The sequence below is a fragment of the Paenibacillus kribbensis genome, assembly GCF_002240415.1.
GTDB classification, from domain to species: domain Bacteria; phylum Bacillota; class Bacilli; order Paenibacillales; family Paenibacillaceae; genus Paenibacillus; species Paenibacillus kribbensis.
This window is the reverse complement of record NZ_CP020028.1, coordinates 2,654,388-2,679,772: the sequence shown is the minus strand read 5'-3', so window position 1 is coordinate 2,679,772 and position 25,385 is coordinate 2,654,388. Positions and strand designations below refer to the sequence as shown.

General features: G+C 47.1%; 17 protein-coding genes and 4 pseudogenes. 11 read left to right on the top strand and 10 right to left on the bottom strand.

Translation table 11 applies throughout. From position 1 onward, the window contains the following. Positions 1 to 46 precede the first annotated feature (46 nt). Genes B4V02_RS12115 through B4V02_RS12105 form a run of 3 tightly spaced genes read right to left on the bottom strand, consistent with a single transcriptional unit; the run spans position 47 to position 3,086 of the window. Positions 47 to 775, bottom strand: a complete 729-nt coding sequence (locus B4V02_RS12115; RefSeq protein ID WP_094154961.1) for a ThuA domain-containing protein — start codon at positions 773 to 775, stop codon at positions 47 to 49. A 36-nt stretch (positions 776 to 811) separates the two neighbouring features. Continuing rightward, positions 812 to 1,984: a Gfo/Idh/MocA family protein gene (locus tag B4V02_RS12110; protein ID WP_094154960.1), complete on the bottom strand. Its 1,173-nt coding sequence runs from the start codon at positions 1,982 to 1,984 to the stop codon at positions 812 to 814. Positions 1,985 to 2,036: 52 nt separating this feature from the next. Continuing rightward, positions 2,037 to 3,086, bottom strand: a complete 1,050-nt coding sequence (locus B4V02_RS12105) for a LacI family DNA-binding transcriptional regulator (RefSeq protein ID WP_094156992.1) — start codon at positions 3,084 to 3,086, stop codon at positions 2,037 to 2,039. 180 nt (positions 3,087 to 3,266) lie between these two features. Between B4V02_RS12105 and B4V02_RS12100 the strand changes: the two are divergent. The 3 genes and pseudogenes from B4V02_RS12100 to B4V02_RS12090 all read left to right on the top strand — a co-directional run. Beyond that, positions 3,267 to 3,635, top strand: a pseudogene (locus tag B4V02_RS12100) (helix-turn-helix domain-containing protein); the annotation flags it as partial. A gap of 149 nt (positions 3,636 to 3,784) precedes the next feature. Continuing rightward, a complete protein-coding gene (locus B4V02_RS12095) occupies positions 3,785 to 4,771 on the top strand; it encodes a LacI family DNA-binding transcriptional regulator (protein ID WP_094154958.1) in 987 nt (328 codons plus the stop codon). Positions 4,772 to 4,856: 85 nt separating this feature from the next. Next, entirely contained in the window at positions 4,857 to 7,085 is a 2,229-nt protein-coding gene (locus B4V02_RS12090) for an alpha-galactosidase (protein ID WP_094154956.1), read from the top strand. A gap of 165 nt (positions 7,086 to 7,250) precedes the next feature. On the opposite strand, the gene B4V02_RS12085 is transcribed toward B4V02_RS12090, so the two are convergent. Beyond that, the gene (locus B4V02_RS12085; RefSeq protein ID WP_244188499.1) at positions 7,251 to 7,751 is read right to left on the bottom strand and encodes a TetR-like C-terminal domain-containing protein; all 501 of its coding nucleotides are present in this window, start codon (positions 7,749 to 7,751) and stop codon (positions 7,251 to 7,253) included. A 270-nt stretch (positions 7,752 to 8,021) separates the two neighbouring features. After that, positions 8,022 to 8,879, bottom strand: a complete 858-nt coding sequence (locus B4V02_RS12080) for a LysR family transcriptional regulator (RefSeq protein ID WP_068502740.1) — start codon at positions 8,877 to 8,879, stop codon at positions 8,022 to 8,024. 202 nt (positions 8,880 to 9,081) lie between these two features. Between B4V02_RS12080 and B4V02_RS12075 the strand changes: the two genes are divergently transcribed. Then, positions 9,082 to 9,519, top strand: coding sequence for a nuclear transport factor 2 family protein (locus B4V02_RS12075; protein ID WP_007432328.1), 438 nt, complete (start codon positions 9,082 to 9,084; stop codon positions 9,517 to 9,519). 65 nt (positions 9,520 to 9,584) lie between these two features. Here the strand turns inward: B4V02_RS12075 and B4V02_RS12070 are convergent. Then, positions 9,585 to 10,435: pseudogene (locus B4V02_RS12070) on the bottom strand (PEP-utilizing enzyme); the annotation flags it as partial. Positions 10,436 to 10,535: 100 nt separating this feature from the next. Between B4V02_RS12070 and B4V02_RS12065 the strand changes: the two are divergent. Together B4V02_RS12065 and B4V02_RS12060 are read left to right on the top strand one after the other, a co-directional pair. Then, a pseudogene (locus tag B4V02_RS12065) lies at positions 10,536 to 11,394 on the top strand (tyrosine-type recombinase/integrase). A 13-nt stretch (positions 11,395 to 11,407) separates the two neighbouring features. Beyond that, positions 11,408 to 14,000: pseudogene (locus B4V02_RS12060) on the top strand (Tn3 family transposase). A gap of 235 nt (positions 14,001 to 14,235) precedes the next feature. Here the strand turns inward: B4V02_RS12060 and B4V02_RS12055 are convergent. The 4 genes from B4V02_RS12055 to B4V02_RS12040 form a co-directional block, all read right to left on the bottom strand. Next, positions 14,236 to 17,346 (bottom strand): efflux RND transporter permease subunit, encoded by a 3,111-nt coding sequence (locus B4V02_RS12055; RefSeq protein ID WP_094154954.1) that lies wholly within the window; start codon positions 17,344 to 17,346, stop codon positions 14,236 to 14,238. Then, positions 17,343 to 18,755, bottom strand: a complete 1,413-nt coding sequence (locus B4V02_RS12050) for an efflux RND transporter periplasmic adaptor subunit (protein ID WP_094154952.1) — start codon at positions 18,753 to 18,755, stop codon at positions 17,343 to 17,345. The genes B4V02_RS12055 and B4V02_RS12050 overlap by 4 nt, the downstream gene beginning before the upstream one ends. 167 nt (positions 18,756 to 18,922) lie before the next feature. Next, complete coding sequence (locus B4V02_RS12045; protein ID WP_094154951.1) at positions 18,923 to 19,573, bottom strand: response regulator; 651 nt, start codon at positions 19,571 to 19,573, stop codon at positions 18,923 to 18,925. After that, complete coding sequence (locus tag B4V02_RS12040; RefSeq protein WP_094154950.1) at positions 19,570 to 20,799, bottom strand: sensor histidine kinase; 1,230 nt, start codon at positions 20,797 to 20,799, stop codon at positions 19,570 to 19,572. The genes B4V02_RS12045 and B4V02_RS12040 overlap by 4 nt, the downstream gene beginning before the upstream one ends. A gap of 266 nt (positions 20,800 to 21,065) precedes the next feature. On the opposite strand from B4V02_RS12040, the gene B4V02_RS12035 reads away from it, so the two are divergent. Genes B4V02_RS12035 through B4V02_RS12015 form a run of 5 tightly spaced genes read left to right on the top strand, consistent with a single transcriptional unit; the run spans position 21,066 to position 25,340 of the window. Further along, positions 21,066 to 21,773, top strand: coding sequence for a lantibiotic protection ABC transporter ATP-binding protein (locus tag B4V02_RS12035; protein ID WP_094154949.1), 708 nt, complete (start codon positions 21,066 to 21,068; stop codon positions 21,771 to 21,773). 1 nt (position 21,774) lies between these two features. Beyond that, the gene (locus tag B4V02_RS12030) at positions 21,775 to 22,506 is read left to right on the top strand and encodes a lantibiotic immunity ABC transporter MutE/EpiE family permease subunit (protein WP_094154948.1); all 732 of its coding nucleotides are present in this window, start codon (positions 21,775 to 21,777) and stop codon (positions 22,504 to 22,506) included. Position 22,507: 1 nt separating this feature from the next. Continuing rightward, positions 22,508 to 23,266, top strand: coding sequence for a lantibiotic immunity ABC transporter MutG family permease subunit (locus tag B4V02_RS12025; protein ID WP_094154947.1), 759 nt, complete (start codon positions 22,508 to 22,510; stop codon positions 23,264 to 23,266). 26 nt (positions 23,267 to 23,292) lie between these two features. After that, entirely contained in the window at positions 23,293 to 23,952 is a 660-nt protein-coding gene (locus tag B4V02_RS12020; protein ID WP_094154946.1) for a response regulator transcription factor, read from the top strand. Beyond that, positions 23,943 to 25,340 (top strand): sensor histidine kinase, encoded by a 1,398-nt coding sequence (locus B4V02_RS12015; protein ID WP_094154945.1) that lies wholly within the window; start codon positions 23,943 to 23,945, stop codon positions 25,338 to 25,340. Before B4V02_RS12020 ends, B4V02_RS12015 begins: the two co-directional genes overlap by 10 nt. The last annotated feature ends 45 nt before the right edge of the window (positions 25,341 to 25,385 follow it).

Below are 25,385 nucleotides of genomic sequence, written 5' to 3'. Positions count from 1 at the left end.
GCCGCCAAAATTTCTTCCAGTGGCCTGCCGCTTCATCCTGTTCGCACTACCGCTGCTGGCTGTCTGCCATGCCCGTATAAGCCCCTGACAGGGAACTGCCCCGGGCTGCGGCCGCCTGTTTGCCTGCAGCAGCCCACAGGAACCCGCTGCGCATCATCTCGGTCACTTGAGGCATATCTATGATATCTGCGTGATGTCCCAGCGAATTGTAGAAGACGCGGCCGTTCCCCCAGCGCTTCGTCCATACAACAGGCATATCCACTTGCCCATTGGCCGAATGCGGTCCTGGTACGACCGGGAAACGTGTAGTTGCCAGCACTTCAACTGCCGGGTCTACGTGGAGGTAGTACTGCTCGCTTTTGACCTGAAAATCCTGAATATGGTCCAGCAGCGGGCTGGAGCCGCGCTTCATGTTTACCATGTACTCCACCCCGTCATTGCCGGGATGGGCAACCCATTGCCCGCCTGTCATGAATTGCCAGTCTACATTGTTCCGGAAGGCATCACACATGCCGCCATGGCAGCCTGTCAAGCCTACGCCGCTTTGAACCGCTTCCGAGACATTATTGACCAGTTCCTGCTCAATCTGTCCCATGGTCCACACCGGAACGATCAGGTCCAGGTCAAGCAGTTTCTCCGCATCCTGGTAGGCTTCAAGGGTATTAGACACCTCCACCTCGAACCGCTCTTCCTTCAGAATGCGTTCAAAAATGGCCGCCACCTGCTCCGGCTCATGTCCGTTCCATCCACCCCATACAATCAGTGCCTTGCTCATCTGAAATCCACTCACCTTTCGGAATGTAATATTATGTTACATTTCTTCAATGGATACCCAGCGTCGTTCCTCTACGGATCGTTCCACTGCTTCAAGCACAGCCTGACAAGCAACCCCGTCGTGGAAGTTCGGTACAGGTTGCCGTCCTTCGGAGATGGCACTCAACATCTCAAGCATCTCGTGGGTGAAGGTATGCTCGAAGCCAATCGTATGTCCTGCAGGCCACCAGGCTTCGGAGTACTTGTGTGCCGGATCGGTGGCGAGCACGCGGCGGAAGCCCTGCACGTCCTCCTCATCCTGTGTGAAATACACTTCCAGTTCGTTCATTCGTTCAAAGTCAAACCGCACACTGCCCAAACTCCCGTTGATCTCGAATGAATTTGTACTCCGATGTCCGGCAGCAAACCGTGTGGCCTCGAAGCTGCCCAGCGCACCTCCGGCGAAGCGTGCCAGGAACAGCGTGGCATCATCTACCGTCACTTCTCCCATCGGTGCATTCGCCTCGGCGCTCCCCTTGGAGCTTAGTCCGCTCATTTCCAAAGCCAGCGGTCGCTGTTTGATAAATGTCTCGCTCATGCCGATCACTTCATGGAACTCACCGACCAGGAATCGGGCGAGATCAATCAGATGAGCGCCAAGATCACCATGAGAGCCAGAACCGGCCACCTCCTTTTGCAGCCGCCATACTAGCGGGAAGGACGGGTCCATGACCCAGTCTTGAAGGAAAAAGGCACGGAAATGATAGATTTTGCCCAGGCGACCACTCTTGACTAACTGCTTTGCCAACTGGACAGCCGGAGAGAAGCGGTAGTTGAAACCGATCATATGTCTGACACCCGCTTCCTCAACTGCCTGCAGCATGTCACGAGAATCCGCCAGCGAGAGCGCAAGCGGCTTCTCACAGAACAGATGCTTGCCATGGAGGGCAGCCTCAACGACAATTTCCTTATGGGCATCACTCGGGGCGTTGATGTCAATAAGATCAATATCGTTGCGTTTTACCAGATCACGCCAATTGGTAACACTCTCGGTCCAGCCGAACTGGCGGGCAGCCGCCTGAACCCCCTGTTCGTTGCGCCCACAGATGACGGACATCTCCGGCTGCAGCGGGGCATTTGGGAAGAACATGGGCAGACTACGGTAAGCGTTGCTGTGAGCCTTGCCCATAAATTTGTAGCCAACCATTCCGATACGAAGACGATTAGACATGTCGTTATCCTCCTTATGGGTCTGAGTTCCAACGGATTTTTGACGAATGGGGCTATTGCCGAATGGATGACTCCCTGATAATCAGCTTCGTGGACAGAAGCTGCCTTATCGAGGTGCACCCGGTCAGTTCCATGGCTGGAATAAGGTCCGGAGAATCCGGTATAAGCTTCGAGGCCGCAAGCTCCCCCATCTCATACAAAGGAACTCGGACACTGCTCAGTGGCGGAACGGCCATCTCGGCCGCATCCGAATCGTCATAGCCCACAAACGCCGGGAATCGGTCAACTTCCACTCCGCGCTCGCGCAGACCCTGCATCACCCCGATGGCCATCCGGTCGTTCGCTGCAAATACGGCATCAATATCATTCAGCCTGTCTGCGATTGTAGCCGATGCTTCGAGCCCGCTTCGACGGCTGTAATTGCCCTCCAGAAGCAGCTCATGATCATATTCAATACCAGCCTCCTGAAGCGCGGTGCGGTACCCCTTCAACCGCTCAATACTGTTGGAATAGATATCCGGTCCGTTGAGAAAGGCAATTCGCCTGCACCCTTGCTCAATGAGGTGACTTACAGCCATCCGACTTCCCTCCACATGGTCTGCATCCACTTCACAGAACGACTGTCCTTCAAAATGGTGATTCATGACGCAGAACAGACGTCCTTCTTCCTGAATTCTCTTCAGCGCTTCCAACTCATCATGGTCATCCCTGGCTCCAAGGATGATACAAGCATCGATCTTTTGCTGGCGGAAAAGACCGCTGTAATCCATCTCTTCCCCCGGCTTCCTGAACAATAGCAGCAGATCGAGCCCGCTGTCCCTGGCCTTGCTTCCGATGCCGCTCAGCATCTCGGAGAAAAAATAGGCTGAGAACAGATGCGCCTTCGGTACATAAGGCATAACCACGCCAAGATGACCGCTCTTGCTTCGGGCAAAGTTGCGGGCCAGCGCACTGGGAACATATCCAAGCTGGTTGGCGGCGTCCAAGACCCTTCTCCGCGTATCTTCCTTGATGGGACCAGCCGCGTTCAATACCCGCGACACCGTCGCTTCAGACACGCCGGCGAGTTCTGCTACTTCCTTGCGTGAAACGATATTGCCCACCTCCACTTATTTTATGTACGCGCGTACATTTTCTCATGCAACCATACCTCTGTCAATCCCAAAAAGCGTGCCCTATAGATGGATAAGCTCTTTCCTCTACAGAAAGAACATGTGTTACCAGTCTAGATGGAACCGACCGGGCTTCTAAGAAAATATGGTTATGAATTCGTGTAAACAGTTACACTCGGACAGATTGCTATGGAGGGCAGCAATACGTACCGAATTAGAGAAGCCATTGAACAAATTATTCATCATTATGATAAGCCTCTGCGGATCGAGGAGCTTGCTGAAGTAGCCAGTATGAGCGTTTCATCATTTCATCGGAACTTTAAAGAGGTAACGGCTATGAGCCCACTTCAATTTCAAAAGCTGCTGCGCCTGCAGGAGGCCCGCCGTCTTTTATTATCCGAGTCGGCAGATGCCGCTGATGTCGCATTCCGGATCGGCTATGAGCGCGCGTCTCAATTCAGCCGTGAATATTCACGTATGTTCGGTTCTCCTCCAAGAGCGGACATCAAGCGTTTGAAGGAAAATTTTCATTTCGAATAGTTGCTTTTCGCTACAAATAAAAAGCAATTGAATCAGCGGAGTTTTCACTTTCATACTCCGGATTCAACTGCTATCTTGAAAAGATCATTCGGATGTGCTAGGATGAAATCGAATTTTAGTAAAATTATTAACTAAAAGGTGTGAGTTCTTTGGCAACCATTAAAGACATTGCCCGCGAGGCGGGTGTGTCTGCCGCAACCGTTTCGCGGGTCTTAAATAACGATCTGTCTTTGTCCGTGAGCCCGGATACCAAGAGCCGAATTTTTTCGATTGCTGAACAGCTCGAATACAAACCTTCCCGGTTGAGGCAATTAAAGCAAAACACAGAGCGTGCCGGGAAAACGGTCTCTCTCCTGCTCTGGTGCTCCATTGAAGAGGAACGGGATGATCCGTATTACGCTTCGATTCGCCGTGGAATCGAGCTGCGCTGTGAGGAGCTTGGTCTGGCGCTGGGACAGACTCTGCGAGGCCGCTCTTCCATCGCCACCTTGCAGAAGACAGATGGTCTGATTGTTGTGGGCGGCGTTGACCCTGAAGAGGTGATCAAGCTGCATCCTGACCAGGACACCATTGTCTTGGTCGACCAGTACGATGAACAGCTGGAGTACGATTCCGTACGCCTCCATTTCCGGCAAGCTGTTGATCAGGCACTCGGACATCTGATCGAGCTGGGCCACCAGCAAATCGGGTTTATCGGCGGCAAGAGCGACGGAGAGCGACGAGCGCATTATTTTGAACGATTCATGCGGGAACGGGGATTGTACAATCCTCAATATGTCCGTGTAGGCGCCTGGAGTACCGCAGATGGATATCGGATGATGAACGAGCTCCTTGCCGGACAAGAAAGACCGACGGCCTGCTTCGCTGCAAGCGACCCGCTCGCCATCGGTGCCCTCCGCGCCCTTCATGGACATGGAGTCAAGGTACCGGAGGATATGGCTATCGTCGGCTTTGACGACATTGAGATGGCTGCCTTTGTACAGCCTCCATTAACCACTGTGCGCGCCTATCCCGAACAAATGGGAAAGGCTGCCGTTCAACTGCTCTCTGAACGGTTTGGGGGACGTGAAGCGCCTGCCCACAGCGTGATTGGGACCAAGCTTGTCATACGGGAGAGCTCATCCGCAAACAGCTAAAATCGGTTTTTGAAAGTCTTCTTGGCATGGATAAGTATCCTGTCGTAAAACAATCGATATGATGAACCCCTAAGGAGTGAATATCATGAACATTCATGTAAATGAGGCGCTTGGCTTGTTCCATCTGCAGTCCAAAGATTGCAGCTATATTATCCAGCTTGTAGAAGGGTATCCTGCACATGTCTATTGGGGGGCCCGACTTCATCATGATAAAAGCCTGGCAAATATACTGGAGCTCAGGGAGCGCTGCTCCTTCTCTCCTAATCCTGTGCCTTCCAACCGCACGATTTCCCTGGACACCCTTCCCCAGGAATATCCTCAATATGGAACAAGCGACTTTCGTCAGCCCGCTTACCAGGTTGCACTTGCAGATGGAAGCCGGATTACGGAGCTAAAATATAGCGGCTACCGCATTGTACCGGGTAAACCAAAGCTCGAAGGGCTTCCTGCCGTCTATACCGAATCGGACGATGAAGCTTCAACCCTCTTTCTTATCCTTGAGGACCAATACTCGGGACTTAAAACTACACTGCTCTATACCGTATTTGCTAATCACAGCGCTATTGTCCGATCTACTCTTTTTGAGCATAAAGGAAGCGCTGTCATAAATATTGAGCAAGCCATGAGCGCCTCTGTCGATTTCGCAGATTCCAACTACCAAGCTCTCTACCTGTCCGGAGCCTGGGTGCGTGAAAGACATATCCAGCGCCGCGACCTCGGGCCTGGGGCTATTCGCTTGGAAAGTCGCCGGGGTTCCAGCAGTCACCAGATGAATCCCTTTCTGGCACTGCTTCGTCCTGATGCGACTGAAGATCGCGGAGATGTGTACGGCTTTAGTCTGGTCTACAGCAGCAACTTCGTTGCACAGGCAGAAGTAGAGCAGTTCAGCCAAACCCGTGTAAGTATCGGAATCAATCCCTTTGATTTCTCCTGGCGACTTGAACCGGGTCAGTCATTCCAGACCCCTGAAGCCGTACTGGTCTTTTCCGAAGAAGGTCTTGGGGGCATGTCGCGTACCTATCATCGGCTCTACCGCACACGTCTGTGCCGGGGTGTTTACCGTGACAAAGAGCGCCCTATTCTCGTAAACAATTGGGAAGCCACTTATTTCAACTTCGACGCCGATAAAATCGAAGCGATTGCCAAGGAAGCGGGTCCCCTTGGTATTGAGCTCTTTGTTCTCGATGACGGTTGGTTTGGCAAACGCGACAATGACGATACTTCTCTTGGAGACTGGTTTGAAGACCGCCGCAAGCTGCCTGGAGGTCTTGCTGACCTGGCCAAACGAGTTAATGAACAAGGATTACAGTTTGGGCTGTGGGTAGAGCCGGAAATGGTGTCTCCTGATAGTGAATTGTACCGCAAGCATCCCGATTGGTGCCTGCATGCTGAGGGTCGGCGGCGGACGGAAGGTCGGTCCCAACTGGTGCTTGATCTCTCTCGCAAGGAAGTATGCGATTATTTGTACGAAACGCTTAGCTCCGTGTTCTCGATTGCTCCAATTACTTATGTCAAGTGGGACATGAACCGTAATATGACGGAGATTGCTTCGGCTACAGCTTCTAACGAACGGCAAAAGGAAACCGCACACCGTTATATGCTCGGACTTTACGATCTGCTGGAACGTCTGACCTCCCGCTTCCCGAACATCTTGTTCGAAAGCTGCTCTGGAGGAGGCGGACGGTTCGATCCCGGAATGCTCTACTATATGCCGCAAACGTGGACCAGCGACGATACCGATGCGATTGAAAGATTGGCTATCCAGTACGGAACAAGCATCGTGTATCCGGCCAGCACCATGGGGGCACACGTATCGAGCGTGCCGAACCATCAGGTGGGACGAATCACCTCTCTCGCTATACGCGGCGACGTGGCCATGAGCGGCAACTTTGGCTACGAGCTTGACCTCACTGCATTTACAAAAGAAGAAGAAGAGCTCGCTGCCAAACAAATCGCTCAGTATAAGGAAATTCGCTCCCTTGTACAGCAGGGGAATATGTATCGGCTTCTTAGCCCGTTTGAAGGCCGAGGCGATACGGCCTGGATGTTCGTCAGCGAGGACCAGTCGGAAGCATTTGTTGCTTATTTCCGCGTGCTGGCCCAGCCAAATGGACCAATTCGGCGACTAACTCTAAAAGGACTTGACCCAGAGAAAAAGTATAAAATCGAAGACAGCGTTTCCCCTTTCTGTTCAGCGTTCGGCGGCGAAATCTTTGGAGGTGACCGCCTAATGAGAATCGGGCTTGTTGTCTCGGACCTGGCAGGGGATTTTGTCAGCTCTACCTTCCGCCTTAAGGCTATTCCCTGCGGATAACAGATGCAATCTAAAATGACGATAAGAAAAATCAAAACAAGGCAGACCGAAGAAACGGACTGCCTTGTTTAATAATTTCTCATTGTGTTTTATTTTTATTTGAATTATGACCATGACCGGATAATGAAGCAAAATAAATTTCTCTTTTGTAGTCAGGCTTAGCATCTATTCCCCCGTTACATTGTTCTCCGATTGAAAATGGTGTGAAAGACAGGGTGTCGTTTTAATAAATCGAGTTAGTAGACGTGCAATTTCAGCCGGAGGCAACGACTGATCCTTCATGAACCAATGCTGGATTAAACCAAACTGTGCATTGCCCAAATAAGCTATAAGATAACCAGAAGGATAAGTTGACCACTGAGCATGCGGATGATCTTGTTTCAAATTTTCATACAAACGGGTTCCAACCAGAAATTGCAGTCGGTCTCTTAATTCACTGGGAGCCGAAGAATGGAATACGGCTTTAAAAAAATAAGCGTGTGTCTGCAAATATTCAAAAGCTTGGACAAATGCAGGAAAAGGTAATTCCTCATCCTCATGCAACATCAGTTGGTTTAAGTCTATTGGTTCAAAAATATCCAGCAATCCTCGCATTATTTCCGTTTGTTCTATGAGATCGAAGATGTCTTTGTAATGTAAATAGTATAATTTTAATCCCCCCCCCAAGTTTTAGTCCTATATACCCATAATAACTTTATATATCAATAGATTTTAAATAATGATCGAAACTAAACAAGTGATAAATACATGACTTAACAATTTGTTTTTTTATATTTACAAAAATACGTTTTTCATAAAACCAGCAAGGGAGAATTGCGTCACAAAAAAATGACACCATTCTCCCCTACAGCTTACTTTAATATTCTCCTTTTATTACAAAAAACGAGCCCCGAATGGTTCCAGCTAGTTTAGACTTTTGCCTGGCGAACTTAAACTTCACATCCACTCCTTAGCATGCTTTTTTATTAATGAAATCATACTTTTCATTGATGGTGAAAGCCATTTATCTTTGTGGTAAGCAAGGTACGTTGAAACTGCGGTAAGATCAGATTCGACCTCTTCCCCGATTAATTTATGGCTTTCCAATTCCTCTTGTACCGAAAAATAAGGAACCATGGATATTCCTAAACCGCTCCTAACACATTGTTTAATCGCTTCGATGCTCTGAAATTCCAGACTTTCTTTAACTTTTAATTTCTTGTAATGGATATATTCATTAAAAACAGCCTTATAACCGCAACTACGTTCGGTATAAAGTACAGCCCCCAGTTCAAGATTCTTTTCAAGAGTCGGGCTGATGATCACCATTTTTTCTCTCATCAGCTGTTCACAGTGGAGTTCGGGCAATTTCCATCCATCACTTTCCAATACTAATGCAATATCGATTTCTCCTGTTTGAAGACAGGCCATAATATCTTGGAAATCAAGTGTTTTGAGGGATAAATTCACATTCCGATATACTTTTTTATACTCGACAAGAAGAGATGGGACGCGATGAATCATAAGTGATTCCGATACACCCAGTGTAAGATCACCTGTAGGTTCGTTGTCTGTCGTTAAAGCTTGATCGTATAATTCAATGATTTTTAAAGCGTAAGGAAGAAACTGTTCTCCGTAGTGGGTTAGCACGACTTTTTTACCCAAACGATCAAAAACAGGTTTTCCGATCTCAGCTTCCAACTCCTTGATATGTGCAGTGACGGAGGACTGGGCGTAACCTAGATGCTCAGCAGCTTTTTTAAATCCGCCTTTTTCAACAATAGTTTTCAGGGTTATGAGATGACGAAGCTCCACGTTTTCACACCTTTGTATGTAAAATTTATGACATGACTATAGTTCATTATTAATGAACGTTTAATTCTAATATATCAATTTTACTGCACATAAAACTCTGATTTATAATGTACCTGTCTGCAGACAACAATTCAACCTAAATTTATCGGACGATGTGATCCTGCCAGGAACCCGAACTCTACAAAGGAGTGTGAATTCAAAAATGGACAACACAGGCAAGAAGAAGATTATTGAACACTTCCTCAGCCTTTATGGGCAAGGTCGTTGGGGGGACCCTCAGAACACGGAGCCGTTGAATGCACTACTCGACATGCTCACCGATGATGTCGAGTGGTGGATGAGCGGACTTCCACACCCCGGGTTCGTCTCCAAGGATGAATTCCGATCGATGCTGGCCCCGCTGAACGACATTACTGACGGGCCACTTCAGATCGTCCCTACCGGTTGGATCATCCAAGGGGACCGTGTGGCAGTGGAGGCCTACTCAACGATGAAGTTGAAGAGTGGACTTCGCTATCAGAACCATTATCATTTTCTCTTTGAGCTCCGGGGCGATAAAATCGCCGTCTACCACGAGCATCACGACACGGCCCACGTTAACGACGTATTAGTCAATATCACGGGTGACGCCGGGAAATAAGCAAAAAGGATGAGTTTAGATCCACCGTTTGCCGAATGTGAATCTTGCTCATCCTTTTTCAACCATTACAATATTTCAATGTACCCTTCTGTTCCATTCACGCGAATGCGTTGCCCGTCTTTGATCAGCCCGGTAGCATTTTCCACTCCGACAACTGCCGGCAAGCCATATTCACGAGCGATAACGGCTTCATGGGTCATCAGTCCGCCAACTTCGGTAACCAGGCCTTTAATGGATACAAATAATGATGTCCAGCCAGGGTCAGTAAAGGCGGTGACTAATATATCTCCATCTTCCAGATCAGCATCTTCCATGTTTAAGATGATACGTGCTCGTCCTCTATAACTCCGGTAGAAACAGGTAGACCTACAAGCGCTTTGTCTGGCAGATTTTCTCGTTTGTACTCGCCCACAATGATTTCACCATCAGACGTGATTACACGTGGGGGAGTTAGCTTTTCGAAAAGTTTGTAATCGTCCTTTCGTGTACTGATGATCTGATAATCCAGTTTATTTGTGCGTACGACTTCGTGAAGCTCTTCAAAAGTGAGATAGTATATATCTTCTTTTTCATGAATAACGCTTGCGTGTACGAGTTGTTCGGCTGTTTTCAGTAAAGCCTGCTTATAAACGAAGTAGCGATTAATATAACTATATTTTGGATATTCCCGATATCCAATGAGATTCCGGACTAGGTCGATCATTCGTTTTGTCTCTTTGGCTTTTTGTTCGCCATCCGGTAATTGCTTCAATCGTTCTAATAACTCTTGTTCTTTTTTCAAAGCTTCCTGTCGCCCTTGCTCAAACTTCCGCTTTCCGGCATTAGGCTCAAAATTTTTGATATTACCCAGAATCATGGGGACAAGTGTAATTGGTTTTTCGCTCCAACGGGTTCTGGTAATATCGATTTCACCGGCAGTGGCTAGTTCATGGATATCCGAGCGTTTTCTATAATCTCCATACTATTGCTTCTCCTCCCGCTGCTTCCATGCTGTAAAGAAAGCCTAGGCGACCGGGATTTCGGAACAGGGCGAGCAGACGATTCAGGACTTCATTCAAGCTCTCACCACCCACGAAGATTTGAATCCCAAAACATTGAAAGAGTACGCAAGCGACTTGAAGCATTTTATCGTTTCAAATTGAAGATGTGGCTACTCCAACATTAACACGATACCGGGAAGTTGCACAAAAAGTAATGGAATTGAAACCAGCGACCATTAACCGACGGCTTATAACTCTGAAACGTTTTTTCGAGTGGGCCGTATCGGAATCCAGGATTCGTCGAGACCCTTCGAAGCTGGTCAAATTGGTTTCGGGAGAAAAGGTAAGCCCAAGACAGATGACAGATAAAGAAGAAGCTGCATTGATCGCTGCGGCTGAGCACAGCGGTTCTCTTCGGGACCAGACGATTCTAATCATGATGTTTCACACCGGCTTGCGGACAATGGAAGTGTGTGACCTGGCTCCCAGAGATATTCAAATCGGTAAACGCAGTGGCCATTTAACAGTCCGATCCGGAAAAAGGAATAAACAGCGAGAAGTTCCTTTGAACGCTACGTGCAGAGCTGCTTTAGAAAAATATCTGGCAGAACTTACTCCGAACAGCCCTTATTTGTTTCCATCGGAGAAGACCGGTTATCGATTAACCGAACGTGCTTTACGTCATTTGATTCAAAAATATGTGAAAGCCGCCCGGCTAGAAGGATTAAGCGCCCACGATCTACGGCACCGCTTCGGCTATGTTATGGCAGAAAACACGCCGTTGCACCGTTTGGCGCAAATTATGGGACACGATAGTCTGGACACAACGATGATTTATGTCAAAGCAACCCGTGTGGATCTGCAAGCGGAAGTCGAAAAAATAGCATGGCAATAGGGGGATTAGAACGATGTACGCAAGAGTAAGGGAACTGCTGACTCCGGAGGAACGGTTGCAATATTTGCAAATACCGTCTGATCTCGGCGAATGGGAATTGGGCACCTATTTCACATTTACCAAGCATGACCTTGAAATCATCCAGCAGCGGCGAAGAGATTATAATCGACTTGGCTTCGCCGTGCAGTTGTGCGTACTTCGTTATCTCGGCTGTACGCTTTCTGATATAAAGGAAGTGCCGGTTCATATTCTTCGTTATATTGCAGTGCAAATCAATACTGATGTGTATTCCTTTGCATCTTACGGCGAACGGGAAGCTACGAAATATGAGCATTTAGAGGAAATCCGGAAGGAGTATGGTTACCAGACATTTACATTGAGCGAGTATCGTTCTTTGTGCAAGCATCTTTTTAGCCATGCAATGGCAAACGGCAATCCCTTACACCTGATTCAGCTCGCACTTGAAGATTTACGTAAACGTAAAATCATTCTGCCCTCAATGGCTACGATTGAAAGAGCAGTTTGGGAAACTCGCAAACGGACAGAAGAAAAAATATTCAAGCTGCTCAGCAGTTCACTGACAGAATTACAAATTGCCAAGCTGGATTGCGTCTTAACCACCATGCCGGAAAGCAGCAAAACTTACTTGGCGTGGTTAAGGGAAATTCCAGGTAGGAACTGATCCGTTTGTTGCGCTTGATGCCGTTATGCCGTGGGATCAGATCGTCGCATCCGTGGAAGAAGCTAAACGGCTATCGCGGCCCGTAGATTACGACTATTTGGACTTGCTGGAAAAGAAATTCTATGCGCTCCGGAAATACACGCCAACACTGCTAAAATCGTTGGAGTTTCAGTCTACTAAGTCGGCAGAGCCGCTAATGAAAGCGGTTGATATCATCCGGGAAATGAACGAAACCGGAAAACGAAAAGTTCCGGAAGGCGCACCGCTGAACTTCGTTTCAAACCGCTGGCAAAAACATGTTTACGACGACGACGGAACCATCAACCGGCATTACTACGAAATGGCTGTCCTGACAGAGCTGCGGAATTATGTTCGTTCTGGGGACGTATCCATTGTCGGAAGCCGTCAGCATAAGGACTTCGAGGAATACCTTGTACCGAAAGCTGATTGGAATATTCTTGATCCTAACGCTACAAAGCTTGCCGTTAGCTTGTCCGCAAAGGAATATCTTGAAGAGCGTACTGAATCACTGCTTCAAAGATTAAACTGGGTTTCGGACCATATCGATGAACTGGACGGCGTTAATTTGGAGAACGGGAAATTGCATATCGAGCGATTGGAGAAAGATGTTCCCGATGAATCCCGGAATTTCAGCCTTTCCCTATATGAACTGCTGCCACGAATTAAGCTAACGGATCTGCTCATGGAAGTAGCCAACTGGACTAATTTTCATGAGCAATTTATTCACGCGTCCAGTAATCGCGCTCCGAACGAGGAAGAAACGACAATCCTCATGGCTACCCTTATGGCAATGGGAACGAACATTGGACTTACAAAAATGGCTGAAGCCACGCCGAACATTTCATATCGGCAAATGGCTAATACAGCGCAATGGCGGCTGTACGAAGACGCGATGAATAAAGCACAGGCTGTTCTTGTAAATTTCCATCACAAGCTTGCTCTGCCCTCATATTGGGGAAACGGCACGACCTCATCATCTGATGGTATGCGCGTCCGGATTGGAGTTTCGGCACTTCACGCAGACGCGAATCCCCATTACGGAACCGGAAAAGGAGCTACGATTTATCGGTTCGTGAGTGACCAATTTTCTACGTTCTACACGAAAGTCATCAATACGAACGCTCGGGATGCCGTACACGTCATCGACGGTTTGCTCCACCATGAAACGGACTTAGCCATCGAGGAGCATTATACGGATACAGCAGGGTACACCGATCAAGTCTTTGGTTTAACACATCTGCTCGGATTTCGCTTTGCGCCGCGCTTACGCGATCTGGCTGATTCCAAGCTCTACACTATCGGGAAATCTTCTGATTTTCCTAAATTAGAGAAGCTGCTTCGCGGACAGATTAACACAAAGATCATTCAAGAAAACTACGATGATGTTCTCCGGCTGGCTCACTCCATCCGGGAAGGCACCGTTTCAGCATCACTCATTATGGGGAAGATCGGTTCCTATGCAAGACAGAATAGCTTGGCTACCGCGCTGCGAGAAATGGGGCGTATTGAGAAAACGATCTTCATTCTGGATTACCTTTCGAGCGAGGCGCTACGGCGAAAAATCCATCGGGGGTTAAACAAAGGGGAAGCCATGAACGCGTTGGCCAGAGCAATTTTCTTTGGCAAACATGGCGAGCTGCGAGAACGTGCGTTACAAGACCAGCTCCAACGGGCAAGCGCATTGAATATCATAATTAATGCAATTAGCGTTTGGAATACCGCCTATCTCCAGCAAGCAACAGAACACCGCAAAAAGCAAGGAAAGCTTCAGGAGGAACTACTAAACCACATTTCTCCCCTTGGATGGGAGCACATTAATTTCTTAGGCGAATACAAATTCAATTTCAAGCAGAATACGTCTCTCAATTCCTTACGACCGCTTAAACAACAGGAAGTTGAATGACCAGTGATCTGGGGCCGTACCCGGCTTAGAGTAAGAAAAAACGCTAAGTCGGGTACGGCCGAAGGCTTAGCGTATATTTTCGTTAAAATGTTGGCGGGACCCCTAAAAGAACTAATCGCTCACCATTCATTGTATTACTCCAGTAAAAGAAAAAATCGTACATTAGGGCAAACAGCCTAATGTACGATCAGGTAGGTTTCAAGCAGTACTATAATCTATCAATCTTTTGTAGCATCTACAGAGACAATGAGTTATCGCTATTTGTACGCATTTCCTTCTTATGCTTCCGCTTCAGCTTCAGATTAGCTACTACCATATAAAGAGTCGGAACTACAAACAACGTTAAAATGGTTGAAAAGATGAGTCCGAATATAATGGTCGTTGCCAGCGGCTTGAACAGGACCTCTCCTATTGTAGCAATTGGGATCATACCGACAATCGCAGTTAGTGAAGTGAGCAAGATCGGACGGAAACGGGCAGAGCATGCCATAAGAATCGCCTCTGTCAAATCAGCCCCTTCACGCCGCGCATCTTCAATAAACTCTATCAACACGATACCATTACGCACGACAATACCAGCAAGTGAAATGATACCCATAATACTCATAAAGCCAATTGGCATACCTGAAATAAAACTACCCAGGATTCCTCCAGCCGCAGCCAGATAAACTGTGGTCATAATAATTAGCGGTGTGGAAACCGAGTAAAATTGCATGGTAATCAAGAGAAGAATAAGAAAAACAACGATAATAGCTAATTTGCCCAAATCCATAAATATATCGGACTGCGCAGATGTTTCCCCTCCCATCTCCCAAGTGTACCCCGGTTCAAACTGTGTGTTTGCAAGCTTGCTACGAATGTCCTGGGTAAGCTCGGTAGCCGTACGCCCATTGGCATTGGCTGAAATTGTTACAGTCCGTTCCAGATCATAACGATGAATTTGCTGGATGGAAAAGTCCGGTTTCATCATAGCTAACTGGGACAAGGGAATTTGCTCGTTTGCCGCATTGGTCACAGTTAATTGTTGGAATAATACCTCTGGATCATTATTTGGCTTGTCCATGTAGATATTGATATCCAGCAATTCTTTACCCGTATCAAAGTCCGTCACATTCACCCCGTCCCCCATTAATAACAAAGTACGGGTTAAGTTGGAATAGCTCACTTTATATTTGTCCAGGGCCTGCTGGTTGACTTGAAAATTCAAATTATAGCTTTGCATCCCCATATTATCAGTTACATCTACAGTCCCGGTGGTCCCCGCAACAATTTCTTTTACTTTAGTTGCCATTTTTTGCAGTTTTCCAATGTCTTCACCTTTAATACGGATAGATACTGCACTACCAACCGGAATACCTAGTTGAGGCACACGTATGCTGATGGATGCTGATGGATATTTAGCTTGCAGTGTATTTGTCCAACGATCCACTGTTTTTTGGAGATCAAATAACCCCTTTTTTCCAACGACAGCAAGCTGTCCGTGAACCGCTCCCCCAGAGCCACCGCCACCTGCTACATCACTGTACATCTGAGGTGCGCCTCCGCCTGCCGCTGCCGACAGTCGTTCTGTTTCTGGCTGTTTTTGGACCCAGTTCCCGATCTCGTTTATAACCTGATTGGTAGCTTGCAAGGATGTTCCTTCTGGCATCGTTACACTGATGGTGGCATCTGCCTGATCGGATTCCGGAAATAATTGAATGGGAACAACCGCAACTAGTCCATATGTTGCCGTACCAATCGTAAGACCTAGAAGAGCGGTAAAAAGCGGACGTCGCAGTATTTTCGGCATCCAGCTCTTGGAGTATACATTAGAGAGAGACTGTATTTGATTCCCAAGAAGCCCGGGCGGCTTGACTGCTTGACTACGCTCCTTCCCCTTGCGGCGTTGATCGTACCATTGGCGGAAAATAGGAATGATCGTAAGCGACATAATCATCGAAGCCAGCATCGTTAACGATATCACGGTAGGAATCGGCTTAATAAAGTCTCCAATATTGCCCGGCAGAAATAAAAGCGGGGCAAAGGCTGCAACCGTAGCCAGCGTGGCTGTAATGATTGACAAGGAGACCTCTTTCGTTCCTTTAATGGCTGCCTGGGTAGCATCTTCCCCAAATTCAGAGCGTCGTCGTTCAATGTTGTCATTGACCACGACGGCATCATCGACCAATATACCTAGTACAATGATTAATCCGATGACCGAAATTTGATTCAGCGTCGTCCCTGTCATCGGCAAGAAAATAAAGCCGATAGCAATAGAAACAGGAATAGCCAGAGCGACAAACGCAGAAGTCAGCAAATTTAATCCTAATGTACAAACCACAATGACCGATAAAATAGCGATGATCATCTCTTTGGTCAGATTACCAAAGATTTCACTTACACGATCATTTTGAGCAAACAGCAGTTCAAAATGTACATCCTTAGGCAAGCTGCTCGCAAGTTCATTAATTTTGGCTGTTACCGCTTTGGAAACCGTTGGCACATCTGTACCTGTATCTCCACTCAAACTGATCGAAATCGCAGGCTTAGTATTCACATACGTATAATTACCCGCCTTTTTAAAAACAAGCGAGGCTGTACCTACATCCTTCAAATATATCGGAAATCCATCTTCGTTGCTTGAAATCTCGATGTTATTTAAAACACTCGGGTCAGTTGAGGCATTCACCGTCAATTGGTAAGTGCGCTCATTAAATTCCAGGCTTCCTGTAGGAACCCTGTCGTTTTCATCCTTAATGGCTTGAACGACCTGTTCCCAGGAGAGGTTATATTGCTGCATTTTTTGTGTGTTTAAACTGACTCGTATTTCTTGGTCCGGTATTCCTTGAATACTAACTTTCGAAATACCCGGAACCGTTTTTAATTGATCTTTCCAGGTGCTCATCAATTCTTTTAGCGAGTATAAATTCTCAACTTTATCAGAGGTAATGGCATATGAACCGATAAAAGAGCTTGTCATGCTATCATTTATAATGGGTTGCTTGGCATCAGCCGGAAGCTCGGACTGTGCATCCTGCACCTTTGTGCGAAGATCAGACCACACTTTTGTCGGGTCCGCATCATTCAAAGCTTCTATACTTATGCTGGATTGGCCTTTAGATGAAGTGGAAGAAATCGTTTTGACACCTTGGACTTCTTTAATTTTCTGTTCCAATATCTTGGTAATGGTTTGCTCAATTCTTTCAGGCGAGGCGCCCGGATAGACAGTTGTAACACTTGCTGCCATAGGAACAACATCGGGCTGTTCCTGTTTAGGTAGCGATGTAAAGTTGAAAAGTCCCAGCATAATGCACATGCCAAAGAAAATAAGGGTAATCTTCTGCTTTTTAACGATGTATTTAATCATTTGGACGACTCCTTCGATTCCCCAAGTACATCACCATTAAATAAGGTTCCTGCTCCTTGCGTAACGATGAGATCACCTGCTTGCAGTCCGGAGATAACTTCGAACTGATTATTCGTCACTTTTCCAACTTTAATCGCTGTTTTAACGGCCTTATCATTTACAGCTTTGAAAACATAAGGGTCATCTCCGTTGCTAATTACAGCCTCTACTGGCACTAACAATGCATCGGTTTGACTCACGCTTTTAGCGGCACTGATAACTTGTCCCGGCTTCCAATTCAGCTCAGGATTGGGAATGCTGACTTCCACATTGATGCTTCCTGTTTTGGAATTAGTCGATGGATAGATCTGGGTGACAGTCCCTGTTCGAATTTCATTATAGAGAGAGACATTGACTTTTTGATCTTTCTTCCAGGATAAGATTTCACTGTCTGGTACGGGCAGAAGCACTTTTAAAGTACTAATATTTCCAACCGTAAATGCCTCACTCCCGCTGGAGCCCAGTTGACCATCAGAAACCTTTTTCTCAATCACAACACCGGTGATCGGAGAAGTTAAGGTAGCTTTTTTCAGAGACAAAGATGACTGTTCATATGCAGCTACTGCATCCTCATAAGTCGCCTGCGCCTGAGCTTTACTGGCCAGTCCTTGTTGCCTAGTAGCGATAGACGACTCCAGCCCTGCCCTGGCCTGATCTACACCAGCCGAAGCTTGGGCACGCTCTTCCTGAGAAGCCCCTGCAAGCAGGAGCGACAATTGCTCTTGCGCGTCAACCAAATTTTTATGTGCGTTCGTTAGTTCGAGTTGCGCATTTTCATTTTCCGTCAATGATACCCCACCTGCCTGAAATAAACTTTGGCTCCGGGCAGCATCTGCCTTTTTCTTGTTGTAACTACTGGCTGCCGCATCTACGGCATTCTGTGCCTTTACAATTTCCTGTTTTTTTGCGCCGTTGTTTAATTCCTGTAATTTGGATTGGGCCGCGTCAACCTGGGATTGTGCATTACGAATACCTGCCTGTGCCGATTGAACAGAAGCGTCCGCTTGGCTGACACCTGCTTTTGCCTTTTCCATGGTTGCCCTTGCCCGATCGAGCTGCAACTGGTAAGCGGATGTGTCTAACTTCGCAAGGATACTTCCTTTTTGTACAGAGTCTCCTACCTCAACCATCGTGTTCAATATACGTCCATCCGCTTCAAAGGAAACTGTGGCTTCATGGCTTGCCTGCAATGTTCCCGCCAAATTAAATTCATTAGCCAGCGGCTTCATCGTCACTTTTTGAATTTGTACCGGCTGACCGGATTTTGGAGCGGTGGTGTCCTCCGAAGGGCTTGAGCAACCAGACACCACCATAGCGAAAGTGACTCCCGTGACTAGCATTTTGATTCGTGTACTATTCAACAATTTCATCCTCCTCGACTTCCTCTAACAGTTATCAGAATCCAAGATATTAAACTGCATGTATTCTCTTTTCACATTACAACAGTTAACAAACAAAAAAATCGTACATAAGGGCAAGCACCTCATGTACGATTGGGCAGATCAAAATACCTATATTTTTTTGAGATTTCCTGTTATTAAAGATGCAGGATACCTCGTTCCAGAGACACGGCTACCGCTTCAGATCGGGAATCGACGCCGAGCTTGTTGTAAATGTTCGTCAAATGTGCTTTCACAGTCCGTTCTGAAATCCCCATATCGAACGCTATTTCTTTGCTCCTAAGCCCCCGTGCAACGGACTGTAATATGAGTATTTCTTTTTCGGTCAGTATTGAAGTATCTTCACGCTGCTCACGCTCGGATTCCTTCTTGCTTGTATTAGCAAAAACTCTGGCCGTAATTTCCGGCTGAAGAAGTGTCTCTCCCCTTAATGCGGATTCAATCGTCCGAAATAAATTTTCACGGCTGGTATCCTTTAATAAATATCCTTTGGCTCCCAAAGATAGCCCCTGAATCATTAAATCATCCTCGTTGTAGGTTGTCAGGATAATAATCGGCGTTTTATTTTGCTTCTCTTTTAAAGCTTTCATCGTTTCCAATCCGCTCATATGTGGCATATATAGATCCATTAAGATTACATCTGGCCGAAGCTCCTCAACCAGGGCAAGCGCTGTTTCTCCTTCTTCCGCTTCACCAACCACTTCGTAGCTGTCATTTGTTTCTATAACAAGCTTTAGCCCTTCTCTAACCACCCAATGATCATCTACGATTAATATTTTATATTTCATAAAATGTCTCCTTTAGCAAGGGGTGCCTCTATTTTAACAGTTGTTCCTTCTTGAGCTGTGCTGCTGATCTTGATGATTCCGCCCAGCAAGCGTGCACGCTCATGAATGCCTATCAGTCCATAATGTCCTGATTGTCTTGCAATGATATTTGTATTAAATCCTTTTCCATCATCACGGATTTCTATAGAAAGTATACCTTGATGATCTAAAATAGAGATCCACACGTTCTTGGCATGCGAATGCCTGGCTACATTCGTTAGACATTCACTTATGATGTGTAGTCCATGCTCAATCATCAGCCTGGATACCGAGGCTTTAATCTTGATATCCAGTGATGTTTGAATTCCGGTAGCCATCGTAAAACGCTGTGCTTCTTCCCGGATTGCATCAGCAAAGTCGACTTCCGAGGCTGATTTGGAGCGCAGATTGTCGATTGCCCGTCGTGAGTCTGCCAACGCCTTGCGCGCTTGTGACATGGACTGCTGAACGATTTCATGAGCTCTCTGCGCGCTGCCTTTTGTCAGGTGAGCATCTATGGCTTCCAGCTGCATAATAAGCCCGGCAAGACCTTGAGCGAGTGTATCATGCAAATCCCGTGCCATGCGTTGCCGTTCATTGGCTAGCGTAAGCTCTTCCACTTTTTGGTGTGCAAGCTCCAGCTCAGCAAGAAAATTTTGGGTACGAATCCGTGCATTAACCTGCCTGTAGAAAAGATTAGCGTAGGCAGCCACGACAATGGCAATAAGAATAAGCAGCGAAATAAATAACACGGAGCTATCGCTGTCGTAACTCCATATCATGTAAGAACAAAAAAGCAGATAGAAACCAAAAAACACAAATACAACTTTTTTTGCTTGATAATAAACACCAATGCTTTGACCGATTAAAGCAGGTGTTAATCCAACCAGCACAATGGGAAAGCTTTTAGGCAGAAGAAAGGCGCTTGAAAAGATGATCGCTCCTTGAATAATAAAATAAAACCATGAACAGTAGTGTAAAACTTTACGAACATGCCAGTACAAAAGTACGTGCACAATCATGGCCAAGGAAAACAAAATACTTTGAAACGGCAGTATTGTATATTTATTCTGAAAAATAAGCCCTTCACTATGAATCAAAATGGCCCATATTATAATAGGAACTCTGGATGTACTAATTCGATCTCTATCGCCGTCGTTTATCTTCAAGTTTACACCTTGATCATGTTCATTGGATTCTTTGTCCATAGTCCACCTCTTTATGTCTTGGGTTCAACTTTTATATTTTATCATTTTGCGGCTTTAGTTAAAAAAATAAAACAATTCCTCAAACCATTTTACAAAATGGCGGAGTTAAAAAAAACGTACACATGGGCGAGGACCTATGTACGTTTGGGCAAAGTGTGTTTTATCCCTTCGATCTAATTGTTAAAGACAATATTTCAAATCCTTATAAGTTCCTTAGAATCATCCTTTACATTAGTCCCCAGAACGAATGAAAAGGATGAACTGATATGGATAACATGATTTTACAGACTCACAATCTCTGCAAAAGCTTCAAAGGCCAACAGGCAGTGAACAACGTTTCACTGTCCATTCAGAAGAATTCTGTCTATGGCCTGCTCGGGCCAAACGGGGCCGGAAAATCAACTACGCTGAAAATGCTAACCGGTATGCTCCGTCCGACATCCGGCGAAATTTTATATGAAGGGCATCCCTGGTCGCGAAAGAACCTTGCCCAGATCGGTGCGTTGATCGAATCTCCTCCGCTTTATGAAAATTTGACAGCCAGAGAGAATTTGAAGGTCCGTACCACCCTGCTCGGACTGCCTGATTCGCGGATTGATGAAGTACTAAACATGGTTGATTTGACCCACACCGAAAAAAAACGTTCCGGTCAGTTCTCGATGGGTATGAAGCAGCGGCTGGGCATTGCGATTGCGCTCCTGAACCGTCCCAAGCTGCTGATCCTGGACGAGCCGACCAACGGACTTGACCCGATTGGCATTCAGGAGCAGCGCGAGCTGATTCGTTCCTTTCCGAAGCAGGGGATTACCGTGATTCTCTCCAGTCACATCCTGTCCGAAGTCGAACAAATCGTTGATCATGTTGGCATCATCGCTGGCGGCGTGCTGGCTTATCAGGAGGCGGTTACTCCGGGACAAAACCTGGAATCGTTGTTCATGCAAATTGCACGGGAATACCGGAAGGGCGGTGAGTAAGATGCAGCAATACATAGCAGCAGAACATTTGAAGTTAAAGCGTACCTTTACCAAAAAGCTCGTCTGGCTTGCCCCCATCGTCACACTTCTGTTGTGTACTGGGCTCATGGGGGGAAATATGTTCCAAAGCGCCAGCTACAATTGGTGGTATACCATGCTGCTGCCCGGTGCCCTTACCATAATGTGCGCAGGAGTGATCCAAAAGGACAGCAGGAAGCTTAATTACCGTGCTGTCCTCGGAGTGCCTGTAGACCTGCTTCGTGTCTGGTTCGGTAAAATCGGGGTTTGCGTAAGTCTTTTTTTCGTCTCCTCCCTTATCTTGTTTATTGGGATAACCATTGGCGGATTCGTGTTCTCAAGCTCCGTGTCATTGGTGGAAAGCGTCGCTGCAAGTCTGCTGCTGTTCATCACTTTTTTATGGCAAATTCCACTTTGCCTGTTCCTTGCAGACCGAATCGGCATGTTTGCCACACTGATCATCAACATGGTCGGCAACGTAGCCTGCGCTATCCTGTTTGCTACCTCTACCGTGTGGTGGTCGGTCCCCTATGCAATTCCAGCCCGTTTGATGTGCGCCGTTATTCAGGTTCTGCCCAATGGACTTGCCGTTCCTGCGGGAGATTTGCTCCTGGATAGACGTGTTATTGTACCCGGCGTAGTAATTTCACTCGGCCTGTTCATAATTCTGTCGGCACTGACGGCGATGTCTTTCCGCAAACGGGAGGCCAAGTAAAATGATATCTTTTTTCCGCTATTTGAAAGCCGATATGCTCAAACTTAGAAGGCAGCCTATGCTGCTTGTGCACCTCTTTGTACCGCTCTTGGGCATATCTATCTTTCTGGCCTACTATTCTTTCACTCCGTACTTACCGACTTCTAAGGTGGAAGGCTATTTGCAGGTCTTGGCCGTGTCCCTTCCTACCCTGATCGGCATCGTCTGCTCCATGGCTACCGATCAGGAAGCAGCCGCCGGGAAATTTCAGCAGCTCTTGACCTCGCCGGTCAAGCTGCTGCCCTTCCTAAGCAAGTTCAGCCTGCTCCTGATTTTGGGACTTGGCAGTGTTCTACTCGCCTCGGTCGGTTTTGGTACAGGCTTTATATACCTTTTGGATGAGTCTCCGTATAGTTTGGGATTCTATGTGCTTGCTGCCTGCATCCTGTTTTCCGCCAGTATCTTTATTTATGCTTTCCATTTCTTCATGAGTGTGCGATTCGGCAAAGGAGCATCCATCGGTCTGGGCATTGCGGAGAGTCTGCTGTCCGCTTTGCTTCTCACCGGGCTGGGTGACCATCCTTGGATATACATCCCCTGTGCCTGGGCTTCCCGGTTCGTCACGATTTGGGTACAATACGGTGCAGGCTCAGCAGCTGCTCCCCCTAACGTGATGCAGCTCGATTGGGAAATTGGATATTGCGCGCTTGGAACCTTAGCGATCATGGTATTATTGGGATTATGGATTTGGCGCTGGGAAGGGCAAAATTCGTTGGAGTAGAGAAAGCAAAGGAAGTGAAATAAAGTATGGCAAACTTGTTGGCCGTTGATGATGAACCTGCCGTTTTGGCACTCCTTCAAAATATTTTGCAAAAAGATGGCCATGTGGTCACCGTGGTCTCCACCTCCTCACAGGTTCTCACCATGCAGCTTGGAGCATTTGACCTCATACTGCTCGATGTGATGATGCCAAAGATGGACGGGTTCACACTCTGCCGGGAAATACGCGGCAAGGTAGACTGTCCGATACTATTCCTCACCGCAAAATCCATGGAGAACGATGTGATGGTGGGACTTGGTGAAGGCGGAGACGATTATATTATCAAACCGTTTGGGGCCGGAGAGCTGCGCGCGCGCATCAACGCTCACCTCAGACGGGAAAACCGTGAACGGCGTAATGTGTTCTGTATCGGGGACGTTCATTTCAATCTGTCCGGTAAGGAAATCACCGTTCAGGACGTCATGGTCCCGTTTACCAAAAGCGAATATGCAATATGTGAGTTTCTAGCCCTGAACCGGGGCCAGGTGTTCTCTAAAGAGCGGATATACGAATCCGTCTTCGGGTTTAACGGAGATAGTGATTCCGCCACCATCGTGGAGCATATCAAGAATATCCGGGCCAAGCTTGGCAAAGCAGAGGTTTCTCCGGTAGAGACGGTTTGGGGGATCGGATACCGATGGAAATAATCAAAGTACAGCAAAAACGAAAGTCGACCAAACTGCGGACTATTTTCCTCGGTTATTTAGCTATATTCTGTATCGGGACGATTGCACTCGCCCTGTTCCTGGTCCTCATCTTCTATGTCCTGATGTCTAATGGTGCCCTTCTTCCAGCGAACTATGCGGAGAAGCAGGTACTGGAAGCCAAGACCATCCTTGAAGCGGGCAAGCCCCTTCAGCCGGACTTCAAGCAGACACTGTATAACTACGCGTTATTCACTTCAGACGGTAGCCTTATGGAGGGGGATCTTACTGAAAAACAGGCGAAAGCCGCCTGGAACCTTACGCAGCATAGTGATACGACTTATCAGTTCCCCTACAACTATGTAAGAGTCCCACATCATAATAAGATTACCGTGATGCGCTACTCGATCGCGGCACAGTTTGAACCCCCTATCCTGCGCCAATATATGCCAAACGCGGAGTTGTCCTTTTTTGCTGTATTTTGCATCACCTTTCTGGTGGGAGTTGCCCTACTGGCTTCCTCCTTCGGGCGAAAACTGGGGCGCAAAATGAGCGGACTGCAGCAAGCTGCACAGCAAATCCAAGCACAGGATCTGGACTTCTCCATTAAGCTCAGTGGCGTTACGGAGATCGATCAGCTGCTTCATTCCATGGATAGGATGAAAGAAACACTAAAGGCCTCACTGCAGAAGCAGTGGGACCTTGAAAAAAGCCGTCGTGAGCAAATCAGTGCTCTGGCACACGATGTCAAAACACCGCTCACCATCGTTCGCGGGAACGTAGATCTACTGTCCGAAACCGAGCAATCCGAGGAGCAAAAGGAGTATACCGCTTATATAGCGGAGAGCACCAGACAGATGGACCAGTATATCAAGACGCTCATTGAAATTACAAAGGCGGAAACAGCAGTGAACCTGCAAGCGGAAACGATAGATACTGAGTACTATTTAACTAAAGTGAAAGATCAGGTACTAGCCTTGACTGCCGCCAAAAAAATATCCGTAGTGTTCGATGTATACAACCTTCCTGACACGCTGTACGCTGACCCGGTTCTGCTTGAGCGAGCCATCATGAATGTGACCTCCAACGCAGTAGACCAAGCGTCGGAGCATAGCGAGATTCGACTGATCGTAGAGACAGTAAAACACTCTATCCGCTTCACCGTCATAGATGAGGGCCCGGGCTTCTCCTCGGAAGCACTCAAACAGGCAGCTGAACAATTTTATATGGGCGATTCGTCCAGAAGATTAAATGGACATTACGGAATGGGGCTGTACATTACCAAATCTATCGTCAACCTGCATGGCGGAACGCTGCACATCGCTAACTCCACTCAGACGGGAGGCGGGCAGGTAAGTATCGAAATTCCGATCAGTCGAATATCGACATGATCGGAATTTACCCAGGAACCAGATATAATCGGCTACATTTAAGCC